The 14,405-nt window shown below is 56.4% G+C and carries 16 protein-coding genes; 7 read left to right on the plus strand and 9 right to left on the minus strand.

From position 1 onward, the window contains the following. The first annotated feature begins 31 nt into the window (after positions 1-31). Genes atpA through ACFDSS_RS03550 form a run of 4 tightly spaced genes read left to right on the plus strand, consistent with a single transcriptional unit; the run spans position 32 to position 4,359 of the window. Positions 32-1,567, plus strand: a complete 1,536-nt coding sequence (atpA, locus tag ACFDSS_RS03535; RefSeq protein WP_375254383.1) for a F0F1 ATP synthase subunit alpha — start codon at positions 32-34, stop codon at positions 1,565-1,567. 25 nt (positions 1,568-1,592) lie between these two features. Continuing rightward, complete coding sequence (locus tag ACFDSS_RS03540) at positions 1,593-2,465, plus strand: F0F1 ATP synthase subunit gamma (RefSeq protein ID WP_375254384.1); 873 nt, start codon at positions 1,593-1,595, stop codon at positions 2,463-2,465. 18 nt (positions 2,466-2,483) lie between these two features. After that, positions 2,484-3,908, plus strand: coding sequence for a F0F1 ATP synthase subunit beta (gene atpD, locus ACFDSS_RS03545; protein WP_375254385.1), 1,425 nt, complete (start codon positions 2,484-2,486; stop codon positions 3,906-3,908). Positions 3,909-3,933: 25 nt separating this feature from the next. Further along, on the plus strand, positions 3,934-4,359 hold the full coding sequence (locus ACFDSS_RS03550) for a F0F1 ATP synthase subunit epsilon (RefSeq protein ID WP_375254386.1): 426 nt from the start codon (positions 3,934-3,936) through the stop codon (positions 4,357-4,359). A 46-nt stretch (positions 4,360-4,405) separates the two neighbouring features. Here ACFDSS_RS03550 and ACFDSS_RS03555 read toward each other — a convergent pair whose 3' ends face one another. Beyond that, the gene (locus ACFDSS_RS03555; protein ID WP_375254387.1) at positions 4,406-5,197 is read right to left on the minus strand and encodes a hypothetical protein; all 792 of its coding nucleotides are present in this window, start codon (positions 5,195-5,197) and stop codon (positions 4,406-4,408) included. 148 nt (positions 5,198-5,345) lie between these two features. Here ACFDSS_RS03555 and ACFDSS_RS03560 point away from each other — a divergent pair, with 148 nt between their 5' ends. Then, on the plus strand, positions 5,346-5,696 hold the full coding sequence (locus ACFDSS_RS03560) for an H-type lectin domain-containing protein (RefSeq protein ID WP_375254388.1): 351 nt from the start codon (positions 5,346-5,348) through the stop codon (positions 5,694-5,696). Between the two features lie 3 nt (positions 5,697-5,699). Here ACFDSS_RS03560 and ACFDSS_RS03565 read toward each other — a convergent pair whose 3' ends face one another. After that, the gene (locus ACFDSS_RS03565; protein WP_375254389.1) at positions 5,700-6,719 is read right to left on the minus strand and encodes a ribose-phosphate pyrophosphokinase; all 1,020 of its coding nucleotides are present in this window, start codon (positions 6,717-6,719) and stop codon (positions 5,700-5,702) included. A gap of 118 nt (positions 6,720-6,837) precedes the next feature. Between ACFDSS_RS03565 and ACFDSS_RS03570 the strand changes: the two genes are divergently transcribed. Further along, positions 6,838-7,434: a 2-hydroxychromene-2-carboxylate isomerase gene (locus ACFDSS_RS03570; protein ID WP_375254390.1), complete on the plus strand. Its 597-nt coding sequence runs from the start codon at positions 6,838-6,840 to the stop codon at positions 7,432-7,434. Here the strand turns inward: ACFDSS_RS03570 and ACFDSS_RS03575 are convergent. The 6 genes from ACFDSS_RS03575 to ACFDSS_RS03600 form a co-directional block, all read right to left on the minus strand. Then, positions 7,431-8,477, minus strand: a complete 1,047-nt coding sequence (locus ACFDSS_RS03575; protein ID WP_375254391.1) for a threonine aldolase family protein — start codon at positions 8,475-8,477, stop codon at positions 7,431-7,433. The two genes, ACFDSS_RS03570 and ACFDSS_RS03575, sit on opposite strands and share 4 nt — an antisense overlap. Further along, positions 8,478-8,945 (minus strand): YcgN family cysteine cluster protein, encoded by a 468-nt coding sequence (locus ACFDSS_RS03580; protein WP_375254392.1) that lies wholly within the window; start codon positions 8,943-8,945, stop codon positions 8,478-8,480. Further along, on the minus strand, positions 8,935-9,876 hold the full coding sequence (locus tag ACFDSS_RS03585) for a bifunctional riboflavin kinase/FAD synthetase (protein WP_375254393.1): 942 nt from the start codon (positions 9,874-9,876) through the stop codon (positions 8,935-8,937). Before ACFDSS_RS03585 ends, ACFDSS_RS03580 begins: the two co-directional genes overlap by 11 nt. A 48-nt stretch (positions 9,877-9,924) precedes the next feature. Next, positions 9,925-10,368, minus strand: coding sequence for a MaoC family dehydratase (locus tag ACFDSS_RS03590; protein ID WP_375254394.1), 444 nt, complete (start codon positions 10,366-10,368; stop codon positions 9,925-9,927). A gap of 91 nt (positions 10,369-10,459) precedes the next feature. Next, positions 10,460-11,335, minus strand: coding sequence for a TIGR01459 family HAD-type hydrolase (locus tag ACFDSS_RS03595; RefSeq protein ID WP_375254395.1), 876 nt, complete (start codon positions 11,333-11,335; stop codon positions 10,460-10,462). A 33-nt stretch (positions 11,336-11,368) separates the two neighbouring features. Further along, positions 11,369-12,286, minus strand: a complete 918-nt coding sequence (locus ACFDSS_RS03600) for a manganese-dependent inorganic pyrophosphatase (protein ID WP_375254396.1) — start codon at positions 12,284-12,286, stop codon at positions 11,369-11,371. A gap of 123 nt (positions 12,287-12,409) precedes the next feature. On the opposite strand from ACFDSS_RS03600, the gene ACFDSS_RS03605 reads away from it, so the two are divergent. After that, complete coding sequence (locus ACFDSS_RS03605; RefSeq protein ID WP_375254397.1) at positions 12,410-13,060, plus strand: DUF2161 domain-containing phosphodiesterase; 651 nt, start codon at positions 12,410-12,412, stop codon at positions 13,058-13,060. Between the two features lie 338 nt (positions 13,061-13,398). Here the strand turns inward: ACFDSS_RS03605 and ACFDSS_RS03610 are convergent, their stop codons facing one another. Then, positions 13,399-14,385 (minus strand): TraB/GumN family protein, encoded by a 987-nt coding sequence (locus ACFDSS_RS03610; RefSeq protein ID WP_375254398.1) that lies wholly within the window; start codon positions 14,383-14,385, stop codon positions 13,399-13,401. Between the last annotated feature and the right edge of the window lie 20 nt (positions 14,386-14,405).

Raw genomic sequence — 14,405 nt, forward strand, 5'->3', positions numbered from 1 at the left:
CTCCAGAACACTATGAAAGAGGTCGGATAACATGGCGATCCAAGCGTCTGAAATTTCTGCGATCCTGAAGGACCAGATCAAAAACTTCGGTCAAGAAGCCGAAGTGGCCGAAGTTGGCCGTGTACTTAGCGTTGGTGACGGTATCGCCCGCGTTTACGGCCTTGATAACGTGCAGGCCGGTGAGATGGTTGAATTCCCCGGTGGTATCCGCGGAATGGCCTTGAACCTTGAGGCAGACAACGTCGGCGTTGTTATCTTCGGTTCCGACCGTGACATTAAAGAAGGCGACACCGTTAAGCGCACGAAGTCCATTGTGGACGTGCCTGTCGGCGACGAATTGCTTGGCCGCGTTGTTGATGGTCTGGGTAACCCGCTTGACGGCAAAGGCCCGATCAAGACAAAGACGCGCGCCGTTGCGGATAGCAAAGCGCCCGGCATTATCCCGCGCAAATCGGTTCACGAGCCGATGGCGACTGGCCTGAAATCCGTTGACGCAATGATCCCGATTGGCCGTGGCCAGCGTGAGCTTATCATTGGTGACCGCCAGACTGGTAAAACCGCTGTGGCGCTCGACACGATCCTGAACCAGAAGTCTTACAACGACGCCGCTGAAAACGAGTATGACAAGCTTTACTGCGTTTACGTTGCTATTGGTCAGAAGCGGTCCACGGTTGCGCAGTTGGTCAAGAAGCTCGAAGAGAGCGGCGCGATTGAGTATTCCATCATTGTTGCCGCGACCGCGTCCGACCCCGCGCCAATGCAGTTTCTTGCGCCATATGCCGCAACTGCCATGGCAGAGCATTTCCGCGACAATGGCCGCCATGCGCTCATCATTTATGATGACTTGTCCAAGCAGGCTGTATCTTACCGGCAGATGTCCTTGCTTCTGCGTCGCCCACCGGGCCGCGAAGCTTATCCCGGTGACGTTTTCTACCTCCACTCCCGCCTGTTGGAGCGTTCCGCGAAGCTGAACGAAGATAATGGTGGCGGTTCCTTGACCGCTCTGCCGATCATTGAGACCCAAGGCGGCGACGTGTCCGCGTTTATTCCCACCAACGTGATTTCGATCACTGACGGTCAGATCTTCCTTGAGACCGAACTCTTCTACCAAGGTATCCGCCCTGCGGTGAACACCGGTCTGTCGGTGTCGCGTGTAGGTTCGTCCGCACAGACAAACGCGATGAAGTCGGTTGCCGGTCCGGTTAAGCTTGAGCTTGCGCAGTACCGCGAAATGGCCGCCTTTGCACAGTTTGGTTCCGACCTTGATGCCGCCACGCAGCAGTTGCTGAACCGCGGTGCACGCCTGACAGAGTTGATGAAGCAGCCACAATATGCGCCGCTGACCAACGCCGAGATCGTTTGCGTGATCTATGCGGGCACCAAAGGTTACCTCGACAAGATCGACGTCAAGCAAGTTGGTCGTTTTGAGGCTGGCCTGCTCAAGCACATGCGCACAAACGCATCTGACGTGCTCGAAATGATTACCAAGGATGACCCCAAGATCAAAGGTGAAGCCGAAGAGAAAATCAAAGCGGCAATCGACGCTTTCGCAAAAGACTTCGCTTAATCTTTGAGACAAAGGAGACTTTGCTTTGCCTAGTCTTAAGGACCTGAAAAATCGGATCGAGTCGGTCAAATCGACCCGCAAGATCACAAAGGCCATGCAGATGGTCGCGGCCGCAAAACTGCGCCGCGCTCAAGATGCAGCCGAGGCATCGCGCCCTTACACAGAACGGTTTAACGCCGTGATGGGTGGGCTCGCCGCGTCTGTTGGCGGATCAGATTCTGCACCAAAACTGCTGTCCGGTACGGGCAGTGACCAAGTGCAGCTTTTGATCGTCATGACAGCAGAACGCGGTTTGTGCGGTGGCTTTAACGGCAACATCGCCAAGATGGCAAAAACACATGCGCAAAAGCTGCTTGCAGAAGGTAAGACGGTCAAGATCGTCACCGTCGGCAAGAAAGGCCGCGACGCGATGAAGCGCGATCTGGCCAAGTATTTCGTTGACCACGTTGACCTGACAGAGGTCAAGCGCGTGGGCTACGCAGATGCGCAAGGCATCGCCAAAGACGTTCTTGGCAGCTTTGATGCGGGCGATTTCGATGTCGCAACGATCTTCTTCTCGCGCTTCGAAAACGTTGTGACCCAGCACCCGACCGCACAGCAAATCATCCCTGCCAAATTTGAGCAGGCTGAAGATGCTGACGTCACGCTTTACGACTACGAGCCCGGCGAAGAGGAAATACTCGCTGACTTGCTGCCACGTGGTGTGGCCACTGCAATTTTCAGCGCATTGCTGGAAAACGCGGCGTCCGAGCAGGGTGCCCGTATGTCTGCGATGGACAACGCGACGCGCAACGCTGGTGAAATGATCGACAAGCTGACAATCCAATACAACCGTTCACGTCAGGCTGTGATTACCAACGAGCTGATTGAAATTATTTCGGGCGCGGAAGCGCTCTAGACCCCGGAGAATACGAAAATGGCAAATGCAAAAGGTAAGATCACGCAGATCATCGGCGCCGTCGTCGACGTGCAGTTCGCTGACCACCTGCCTGAGATCTTGAATGCGCTGAAAACTGACAATAACGGCAAAGAGCTGACACTTGAGGTCGCACAGCACCTTGGTGAGAATACAGTGCGCGCCATCGCGATGGACTCCACCGAAGGGTTGGTCCGCGGTCAGGAAGTGATCGACCAGGACGACACTATCACCGTGCCGGTTGGCGATGCGACTTTGGGTCGTATCATGAACGTCGTTGGCGACCCGGTTGACGAAAAAGGGCCTATTGGCGAGGAAAGCCGCCGTTCGATCCACGCGGAGGCGCCTGCGTTTGAGCAGCAGTCCACAGCGTCCGAAGTTCTGGTGACAGGGATCAAGGTCATCGACCTTCTCGCACCCTACGCGAAGGGTGGTAAAATTGGCCTCTTCGGGGGTGCGGGTGTTGGCAAGACCGTTCTTATTCAGGAGTTGATTAACAACATTGCGAAAGTGCACTCCGGCTATTCGGTTTTCGCGGGTGTGGGTGAGCGTACACGCGAAGGTAACGACCTGTACTACGAATTCATCGAATCCGGTGTTATCAACGCCGACGATCTGACCAAGTCCAAAGTGGCCTTGGTTTACGGTCAGATGAATGAGCCGCCAGGTGCGCGTATGCGTGTTGCCTTGTCTGGTCTGACAATGGCGGAATCTTTCCGCGACCAGTCCGGTACTGACGTTCTGTTTTTCGTGGATAACATCTTCCGCTTTACGCAGGCCGGTTCGGAGGTGTCTGCGCTCTTGGGTCGTATTCCATCTGCTGTGGGCTACCAGCCTACTTTGGCTACCGACATGGGCGCCATGCAAGAACGCATCACATCGACCAAGAACGGCTCTATCACATCCGTTCAGGCGATTTACGTGCCTGCGGACGACTTGACAGACCCCGCACCTGCGACATCGTTTGCGCACCTCGACGCGACAACCGTTCTGAACCGTGCGATTTCGGAAAAGGGTATTTACCCGGCCGTGGACCCGCTCGATTCCACGTCGCGTCTGCTTGACCCGGCGATCGTTGGTGAAGAGCACTACGCGGTTGCAGCAGACGTTCAGCAGATGCTGCAGCGTTACAAATCCTTGCAGGACATCATCGCGATTTTGGGCATGGACGAACTGTCAGAAGAAGACAAATTGACCGTTGCACGCGCACGTAAGATCGAGCGCTTCCTGTCGCAGCCGTTCGACGTTGCACAGGTCTTTACCGGATCTCCTGGTGTTCAGGTGCCGCTAGAGGACACAATCGCATCGTTCAAGGCTGTTGTTGCAGGCGAGTACGATCACTTCCCGGAAGGCGCCTTCTACATGGTTGGCGGCATCGACGAAGTGAAAGCGAAAGCCGAAAAAATGGCAGCAGACGCTGCGTAAAATTCGGGTCTAAGGAGAAGCCATCATGGCAAACCTACAATTCGATCTCGTCTCGCCCGAGCGCCGGTTGGCGTCAGTCGAGGCAACCGAGGTCCAGATTCCCGGCGCCGACGGTGACATGACGGCAATGGCTGACCATGCACCAACGATCACAACTTTGCGTCCCGGCGTTTTGACGGTTGTGCATGGTGGCGGTTCTGATGCCTATGTCGTCTCCGGCGGGTTCGCGGAAATCACAGCGACCGGCGTTTCGGTTCTGGCTGAACAAGCCTTGCCACAGTCCGAAGTCACGCAAGAGGTCTACGACCAGATGGTTGAAGACGCGAAAGCGGCTTATGGGCGCGCGCAAGAGACTTTCAAGAATGAGCCGGGCCCCGTTGATGATGCAGCCAAGCTGCTGTCTGACATGGTCGCAGTCGGCGGTACCATTGGTTTGATGCCAAAGAACTGATTGCCCTGAACAGAAAATAGAAAGCCCCGCCAGTTGCGGGGCTTTTTTATGGGTTGGCCGTCACCCGTTCAAGAGCAAGGATCGCCGTCGCGGCGTCAACGCCATTGATGCCTTGCGTATAAACGCTGATCTCACCCGGGGCGCTGGGTGTGCCTGCGACCAAATTCGTCGCCTGCCCCAAGAAGACCGCCCCGTCGTTGCCCCTGAAGTTACCCCCAAGAATTGCGTCAACATTGAATGTATATGTCGTGTAGGTCAAATCGCCCTCCACCTGAATCGCAACCTCGTCCGCTAGTGCAATGTTCTGTGGGTTTGACCACGAATTAAGGCTCAATTCCCCGTCGAATGCGACGACTTCATTTACCTCGAAGGCTGCGAAATTCCCTACGAAACCCGTCGCGGTCCCCGTAATCCCCGCTCCGGAGAGGGGGACTGTTAACTGGGCATCGCCATACATCGTCCCCGAAACCAAAGGGCTGCCCCTATATGCGGATAAATACAACTGGCCCTGATAGCTAACTGCGACGGACGACGGGGTGTCGCCGGTCAAGTCCGCAAGGGCAAATGGTGTGCTGCTGTAAAACGCCGAGTAGGTCGCGCCAAAGCTGTCTTGATATGCAGCCAGTGTGACTTCGATGGGATCGGTTTCGCCACCGCCTTCTTCTTCTCCACTGCCTTCACCGCTGCCTTCACCGGTCTCTTCATCGCCGGCGTCAGCATCGGCAGGTGCGCCGCCCGTACCACCACCGCCGCCGCCACCGCCGCTGCCCGCACTACTGCCACCGCACCCGGCCAATAATGCGCTACACACCAACAAAAACCACACGGACCGTTGCATCATCATCTCACCTTGCGTTTGCAAATTGTTAAGGATGATTTACCAATCAAGTATTAACCAAGTGTTAGCACCTCCTGTCTGACGATGCGGCTGGCGCTCTCGCACGTATTTTGACGACCAGGATTTGAGAGGATAACGCGTAAACGCGATGCAACGATTCAAGAGCGGCTCAATCGGCCTCGATCATGGCGAGGTCACCATGTTCTCCGACTTTGAGGATGACGGGGAGATGTGGCGCGGCACCGGCAAACGACTTGCGCGCGAGGCGGTGAATTTCGGCGCTGCGTTTCTATCGCCGCCGCATGTGCAGGTCGCAATTTCAATGTGGGATATTTCCAACAACAGCAATAACCGCGTTGATCTACGGGCAGAGGATATCACGGAAACCGGGTTCGAGATCGCGTTTCGCACATGGAACGACACACAGATCGCCCGAATGCGCGTCGCATGGACGGCGATTGGTGCATTGCCCAATGACGACGATTGGGCGCTCTACTAGCCGTTATTCGGCAGCATAAAGCCCTTCATAGATCGGGCCCAACGTCTTGTGATCGAACAAGGACGACACAGACGTGCCGTTCCAAGTGTTCAGGATCGCCTGCGCGAACATGGGGGCCGTTGGTACAATCCGGATGTTCTTGCAGCCTTTGACCGAATCCGTGGCAAGGATCGTGTCGGTTATTACCAGGCTCTTCATCACGGATTTGGATACGCGATCAACGGCTGGGCCGGACAGGACACCGTGTGTAATATAGGCATGGACTTCCTTGGCGCCGTTTTCCATCAGCACTTCAGCCGCTTTGCAAAGCGTGCCTGCCGTATCGACAATGTCGTCGACAATCACGCAGACCTTGTCTTTGACGTCACCGATCACTGTCATCTCTGCCACTTCGCCGGGCTTGCCGCGCCGCTTGTCAACGATCGACAAAGGCGCGCTAATGCGTTGGGCCAAGTCACGGGCACGGGCCACGCCGCCAACATCGGGAGAGACCACCATCACCTCATCCATCTTGCCACGGAAGTTATGCATCGCATCCAACGCATAGATCGGAGAGGCATAGAGGTTATCAACCGGAATATCGAAAAAACCCTGAATCTGCGTTGCATGCAAATCCAGGGTAAGAACGCGTTCGATGCCGGCTTCGACAATCATATTCGCCACAAGCTTCGCCGTGATCGGCGTCCGCGCTTTTGAGCGGCGATCCTGACGGGCGTAACCAAAATAGGGGATGACAGCCGTGATACGCGCAGCGGAGGATCGGCGCAGCGCGTCCGCGATAATCAAAAGCTCCATCAGGTTGTCATTTGCTGGGTTTGACGTTGGCTGCACGATGAACATGTCCTCGCCACGCACGTTCTCATAAACCTCAACGAAAACCTCACCATCGTTGAAGCGTTCGACCCGCGCTTCGCAAAGGCCCACATCCATGCCGCGATGCATCGACATGCGGCGCGCAATCGCATTTGCCAGTGGCTGGTTTGCGTTGCCGGCAATCAGCTTTGGTTCGATCATTGTGGGCATGGGGTTGGGTCCTTTGGCGACAGGGGCGGTTACTGCAATGTAACAGATTCGTGGCGTTGACACCGCGTAACACAAGCTTACCGTCTCGCAAAGAATTCAGCACGTTTGGGAGCCGAAAATGGCACATATCGACTACTACTTCGCAACGATTTCGCCGTTCACCTATCTCAGCGGCACACGACCCGCCGAGATTGCGGAAAAGCATGGCGCGTCGATCACCTATAAGCCGCTGGATATCATGGGGCTGTTTGCCCGCACAGGCGGCACGCCACCTAAGGACCGCCACCCCAACCGGCAGGAATATCGGCTGCAAGATATGGCGCGCCGTGCGAAAGTCGTCGGGGTGCCATTGAACCTCAAACCAATGTTCTGGCCGACCAATGCGGCCCCTTCCGCCTATGCGATTATCGCGGCGCAGAATACGGGCGGTGATGTTGCTGCCCTTGTCCATGCATTTGGCAAAGCGTGCTGGACGGATGAGCGTGATATCTCTCAGGATGATGTGGTGCGGGATTGTCTGGAGGCCGCCGGGTTTGACCCAGCGCTCGCTGACAAAGACATGCTGACCAGCGCCGACACCTTCGCCAAAAACCTCGAAGATGCCGTGAGCGCAGGTGCCTTTGGCGCGCCATTCCTTATCACAGATGGGGGAGAGCGTTTCTGGGGTGAGGACCGCATCGATGATCTGGACGCGCATCTCGCAGGGAAAATCTAACCTCTCAAAAGATCGAGGAATTGGGTTACGCACGCGGCGGTGATTGACCAATCCGTGACCAAACGGCCCATGAGGCGTTCTTCGGGGTCGCCTGCGTAGGGATCTCCGTTTTCAACATAATAGACGGCCCCGGCATCAAGCATCCGCTTGTGTTCCTGGCGCGTCATGTTGAAGAAGATCATGTTGGCTTGCGGTTCAAAAAGGATGTCCGCGCCGTCATGTCCGCGCAACCCCTCGGCAAGTTGCACGCATTGCGCATTGGCCGCACGCGCCAAGTCCAACCACAGATCATCCGTCAGATAGGCATTCATCTGCGCCGACAAAAAGCGGTGTTTGGATAGCAGATGCCCGCCGCGCTTGCGCCGCAGCTCAAATTCCCACGCCAGATCGGGGTCGAAGATCACGCAGGCCTCGACAGCCACTGCGCCGTTCTTGGTGCCGCCGAAGCTAACGGTATCGATACCGGCCTTCCACGTCATTTCGGCCGCTGAACAATCAAGCGCCACCATCGCATTGGCAAACCGCGCGCCATCAAGATGGGTTTTCAGACCGAATTCTTGTGCGGTCGCAGTCAGTGCTTTGATCTCATCCAGCGTATAAATCGTACCAAACTCAGTCACTTGCGTGATCGAAATCGGCCCGCGCTGAGAGCCATGCACGCCCCGATTTCCTTCGCCCAAGATCGCGTGCTGCAAGTCATCGACGGACATCTTGCCAGCCGTTGAAGGCACCAGTGTCAGTTTGGACCCGGTGTAGAATTCGGGTGCATGTCCTTCGTCTTTATGGATATGCGCCCAGTCGCTGCAAAAGACCGTTTCCCAAGGTTGGGTCATCGTGCCCAACAAGATGGAATTCGCCGACGTCCCGTTGATGACAAGGTAAACGGCGGCTTCAGGCGCTTCGAATACGTCGCGAATTTGTGCGCGCACTTCGTCCATGATTGCGTCGCCACCGTAACCCGTTGCATAGCCTTCGTTGGCTTTCATCAACGCTTCCATAACCTTGGGATGCGCGGGGCCCGCGTTGTCAGAGGCGAAATACATCTAGTACGGCTCCTCTATGATGTGATCGTCCCAGTCGTCTTCATCGACTGTCACTTCAGACAGGGTGCGGCCTTGCATCGAAATGCCCGCTTCATGCGCGGAATTTGGATCGCCAGAGATCAGCGGATGCCAATCATACAAATCGCGACCTTCATAGATAAGCCGGTAACCGCAGGTCAGCGGCAGCCAGTAGAGGTTCTTTTCGATGGTTGCCGGGTTCAAGACGATGCATTCAGGCACATATTGATGACGATTTTTATAATTGCTGCACAGGCAGGTGGTGTTGTCCAGCAATCGGCAGGCGACGCGCGTCAAGGCCACGGTGCCGTCATCGTCCTCAAGCTTATTGAGGCAGCATTTGCCGCAACCGTCGCAAAGTGCTTCCCATTCTTTCTGGTTAAGCTTTGCCATTGGTTTGGTTTCCCAGAACCGGTCGGCCAGACCGCTGCGCGGGATCTCATTTGACATCGGCGAGTATCTTTCGGGCAATGTCACAATCGGCATCCATCTGAGCAATCAATGCGTCCAGATTGTCGAATTTCATTTCAGGCCGCAGGTAGTTCACAAGAGCAACCGAAAGGGTCGTTCCGTAAAGATCGCCTTTGAAATCAAAAATGAAAGTTTCGCAGTTCGGGACGTTTTCGCCAAACATCGGGCGGACACCGATAGAGGCGGCCCCATTGTAGGTGCCCTTGTGCGGCCCATCCAGCACATCGACTTTCACGGCATAGACCCCGAACCTTGGCGGATGCAGGCCCGTGATCGACATATTCGCTGTCGGATACCCAAGATCGCGGCCGCGTTGGTCGCCGCGGATCACCTCCCCCTCGATCCGGTGCCAATGGCCGAGCATTGCGGCGGCATCGCGCGGGTTGCCGTCGCTCAGGGCCTGCCGGATCGCGGTAGAGGAAATGTTGGCCTGAGCGATGGTCATGATAGGGGCGATAGTGACGCCAAATCCCATTTCCTTTCCAAATGTCTGTAGGTCCGCGACAGAACCTGCCCGGTCCTTGCCAAAGCGGAAATCAGCGCCAACCACGACGTGCCTTAAACCAAGCTGGTCCGCGATGATCGCTTGCGCAAATTCACGCGGGGTCAGGCTGGCGAGGGCCGCGTTAAATGGCACCTCATAGAGCTTTTCGACGCCCAGCTTCGCAAGGCGGTTCGCCTTGGCCTCCGCGTTCATCAGGCGAAACGGCGTTTCGCTACGTGAGAAATAGCTGCGGGGGTGGGGCTCAAACGTCATGATGCCGAGCGGTGCATGTACGCTCCTGGCGGCCGCGCGGGTCAGGTCGATGACGGCTTGGTGACCGATATGAACACCATCGAAATTTCCGATTGCCGCCGCTGCGCCGCGGTCGGATGGATCAATGAAAGTTGTGTCACGAATAATGCGCATGGCTTTGCGTAGCTGAGCCCGCAAGGCCGTGCAAGTACGCGCGCGGGCTTAGTCGAATTTACGCGATGGCGCCAATACGGTTGCATCGCCGACAAGGACTTTCTTGTCGTTGACCAGGCAGCGCGTGTTCATCGTGACACGGCGCTTTGAGTGGTCGATTTCGGTCACTTCAACTTCTGCCAAGACCATGTCGCCGGGGCGCACAGGGGCGAGAAATTTCAGGCTTTGACCCAAATACACTGTGCCATGACCCGGAAGCTGTTCGCCAATCACGGCGCTCACCAAACCGGCAGTGAGCATGCCATGCGCAATACGCCCCGCAAAAATCGTTTCTTGGGCGTAGTCTTCGTCAAGGTGAACAGGGTTGCGATCAGTGGAAACCTCGGCGAACATTTCAATGTCACGGTCGGTGATGACCTTGCGCAATGACCGGATCATGCCGATTTCGATATCTTCGATGCAGATCGTTCCGCGGGGGGCGTTATCTAACATGTCAGGCTCCATTAAGTAACAAATAGTCCGGCTGTCCGTCTAATTTGTAATTTTATTACTTTGCAAACGCAGAAAGATCAAGTGATTCCTGCTAGCGGAGGTGCCCGATTGTGAATGTTGCGCTCATTTGTTCGCCTTCCAGATACCGCTTGAGAGCATCGGGGTCAGGCTGGCGCGTTGTCTTGGTTTCCGCCGCTGCGAGGCCGCCTGAGATGAACAAAACATCAAGGTCTTCCTGCACACCGCCCAAAACATCCGTGCCAATGCCATCGCCAATCGCAATGATGCGCGGATCAGACGGCGCGTTGTCCAAAGCGGCCAATCTGCGCCGTGCGAGGTCATAGATGGGTGGGTGTGGTTTGCCGAAATAGAGGCTCTCACCGCCCATTTCCGTATAAAGCGCGGCGACGGCGCCTGCACACCATTCACGCACCTCACCACGGTCCACGATGATATCAGGGTTCGCACAAAGCAGTTTCAGGCCCTTTTGCTTGGCATATAAGAACTCTGGCCGGTTCACGTCCACATCGGCCAAAGGGTCGAACGGGCCGCAGCAGACTATCCCCTCGGCCTCATCCAGCGGGACTTTTTGAATGTTGACGGGGTCTTTGATGATGCTGAGCGGTTTGAAGAAATCGTCGTCACGGGGGCTTTCGCCCATGAACCAGATCTTTTCACCGACAATCCCCCGGAACATCGCGGCGCGCGCGCTATCGCCGGACGTTGCAATCGCGTCCCATGCGTCGTCGTCCACGCCAAGGTCGTGGATTTGCCTTGCGACAGAATCCCATGGTCGCGGGGAATTGGTGACCAGCACCACAATTCCGCCCGCCGCACGATATTTCTGCATGGCGGCCACCGCCTCTGGCATGGCTGCGACACCGTTGTGCATACAGCCCCACAGATCCACAAATGCCGCGTCGTATCGGTCAGAGACCGCTGCGAATTCTTCGATAATCTCGGTCATCTGCTCACTTTATGTTGCGCGGGGGATTGACGCTTAGGCTTTCAGATTTGGAATGATCTGCTTCTTGCGGCTCATGACGCCGGGCAGCACGACGCTGTCGCCTTCAACTGCCGCATCAAAGGATTTCTCCGCCACGGTTTTGGTCAGGTCGTTCGGGATCAGCATCGTCGCCTCTTCCTTGAGGATATCAACGACGAAGAGCAGCACCTGATCCACGCCGTCTTCGCTGGCGACGGTTGGCATGGTTTCCATCAGGGACGCTTTGCGGTCCAGCACGGTCTGCGGCGCGGTTGTTTCAAGCACAGAAACGCGGAACTTCTTGCCATCGACTGTGTATTCCTTGCTGTCCATGCGCAAAAGCTCCGCATCGGAGAACGCAGACACATCGGATTTCGCGGCGAACATTTCGCTTGCATAGGCTTCAATATCAATACCGAGGTCCTTGGCGAGCACCTCTGCCAGATCCTTGTCCATCTCTGTTGTGGTGGGTGAGCGGAACGCCAGCGTGTCAGACAGGATGCACGACAGCATCAGGCCCCTGATGCCCTCTGGCATATGGTCCGCATGTGCGCCCATCATCTGATGCATGATTGTGGCGGTGCAGGCCAAAGGGCGGATTGTGACGTTGATCGGGTTCTTCGTCTCAAGCCCGCCGGCCAGCTTGTGGTGGTCAATGATCGCCAGCACATCGGCGTTGTTGATGTTCGCGGGCAACTCAGATGGGTTGTTGGTGTCAACGATCACGCAGGACTGGTCATTTTCCACATCTGCAATCACATCCGGCAATTCAAAACCCCAGCGTTTGGCGACAAATGCAGCTTCCGTGTTTGGCGCACCAAGAAGGGCGGCCTTTGCCGCAATCCCGGTATGGTTCAGGAACCATTCCCAAATCAAGGGGGATCCGGTGCTGTCGGTGTCCGGTGACTTGTGGCCAAATACGAGCGTTGTCATGGGGGTCTCTTTCGATGAAATGCGATTTGAGGCCTGTATAAGAGCGTCCCTCCGGACTGTCACCCCATTGGGCTTGCGCCTTGCGTTCATTTCCAGTTGGCTACCGCACAGGAGACCCGAGACATGCCCCGCGAAGCCGATCTTTACCCGCCCGTCAAAGCCTATCTGCAACGCCAAGGCTATGCGGTGAAAGGTGAGGTGGGTGCGGCGGATGTTGTGGGCAGGCGTGGTGACGAGCTTGTCGTGGTTGAACTGAAACTGGGTTTTTCACTGGCGCTGTTTCATCAGGGTGTCGACCGCCTTGCTGTAACAGACAATGTCTATCTGGCTGTTCCGGCGGGAGGTAAAGCCAAGGCGCTGAAGGCGAATGTGAAGCTGGCGCGCAGGGCCGGGCTTGGCGTGCTGACGGTGCGTACACGCGATGGGTTTGTCGAAGTGCTGGCTGATCCCGGCCCCTATGCCGCGCGTCAATCCAAGAAGAAGAAAACACGGCTCTTGCGGGCGTTTGACCGATTGGACGGCGATCCCAATGCTGGCGGTGCGACGCGGCACGGGATTGTCACGGGCTACCGGCAGGATGCATTGAAATGTGCGCGTTTTCTGGCCGTTCACGGGCCATCCAAAGGCGCCCAGATCAAGGCATGGGCCGAAGTCCCGCATGCCACGCAGATTATGGCTGCCGATCATTACGGCTGGTTTCAGCGCGTCGAACGCGGGATTTATGATTTGACCACTGCTGGACGGCAGGGGTTGAAGGATTTTGGGGACGTTTAGGTGGGGTGTTTCGGACTGGATTCTAAGGCCACACCAAGAAGGCGCAGACTGGCATGGTTTGCAGCAAACGCGAACGTGGGGCCAAACTGTCGGATGCTGCATTTGGGGCCTCTTTCAGCCAGCAAAACGGTCGTTCGGTTGAGATTTTCTATGGCCACAATCAATCGGGACATCTGGCAGATAATCTCTGCTCCGTTCGCGGTCTCAAAGTTTCCCGGGGCTCCAATTCGAATGAGACCGAAGAACGACTGGTGAAGTCAAGCCCTCCGGCTTTTTGCACGGCATTCAATGGCATCGGCACATGCCCTACCTCAAAAAGCGCCTCTTGCCGCCACAGCCTACGGGATCTGTGTAACGGTCCAGCCGTCGTTCTCCAGCAATTGCAGGATGCCTGCATCACCGATCAAATGTGCCGCACCGATGGCTATGAAGATATCATCGTTGGACGCGGTCGCCTCCTTGATGACTTCGAACCAATTCCGGTTGCGCTGGTCCAGCAATGACGCCTGCATTTGCTCAAAAATGGCCATGCCTTCGACCGGATCAAGCCCCGGCGTTTGCGCGATCGCGATCCGCGACATGTTCCAGAGCTTGCCGACCTCCTCAGCAAAATAGAGATCCAGCATTGCAACGAACATCTGCTGCTGGAGCGCAGGGTCCAGCATATTGACGCGCAGCATGTCGATTTGCTCTGCGATGCTTTGACCTTCAAAAAGATCAAACAGAACCGTAAAAGGCTCCAGCGCCTGCATTGGAACGCCTGCGGCCTGCGCGTCTGCGATGACCATCTTGTCCAGCCCACTCAGGCCCGACGTCATTTCCTGCATAGCGCAAGGTGGAATGGCTAAGGTCAGGGACAGATACCATGGCTGCATTTTGGCCGCCATGAACCCCGGAATCCCCCGCTGCGTGGCGGCATCGGACACCAGTTGCCATGTTTCTTCGTCCAGACGCTCCGGCAGGGTAGGGCCATCGACGATGAACAATCGGCCCGGGTCGGTTGTAATCATGTCTTGCAATGCGGCTTCTTCCACGGGGGTCGCTTCAAGCATGACAAGGTCTGCGCTGCGGAGCGCTTCGCCCGTCTTTTCCCGGATGGGAGCGAGCCGTGGGTCAAAAACGTGTATCGTGCCAAGGATCGTCAGCGTATCCTCGCCGCGTGTCGCAGCCCAGGTCAGCCCCCTTGCGTAGGGCAGATCGGCGACGCTGGCTTCCAGCTCTGCCTTTTGATCGGCACCCAGCAAGTCATAGAAACTGTCGCCGACGCATTGCGCAGCGGCAGGCAGGGCCAATATTGAGAAAAGAGCGGTCGCATAACGCAGCATGGCATAAGTCCTTTGTCGGG

The sequence above is a fragment of the Yoonia sp. genome (genome assembly GCF_042093035.1).
In the GTDB taxonomy this organism is placed as follows: Bacteria; Pseudomonadota; Alphaproteobacteria; order Rhodobacterales; family Rhodobacteraceae; genus Yoonia.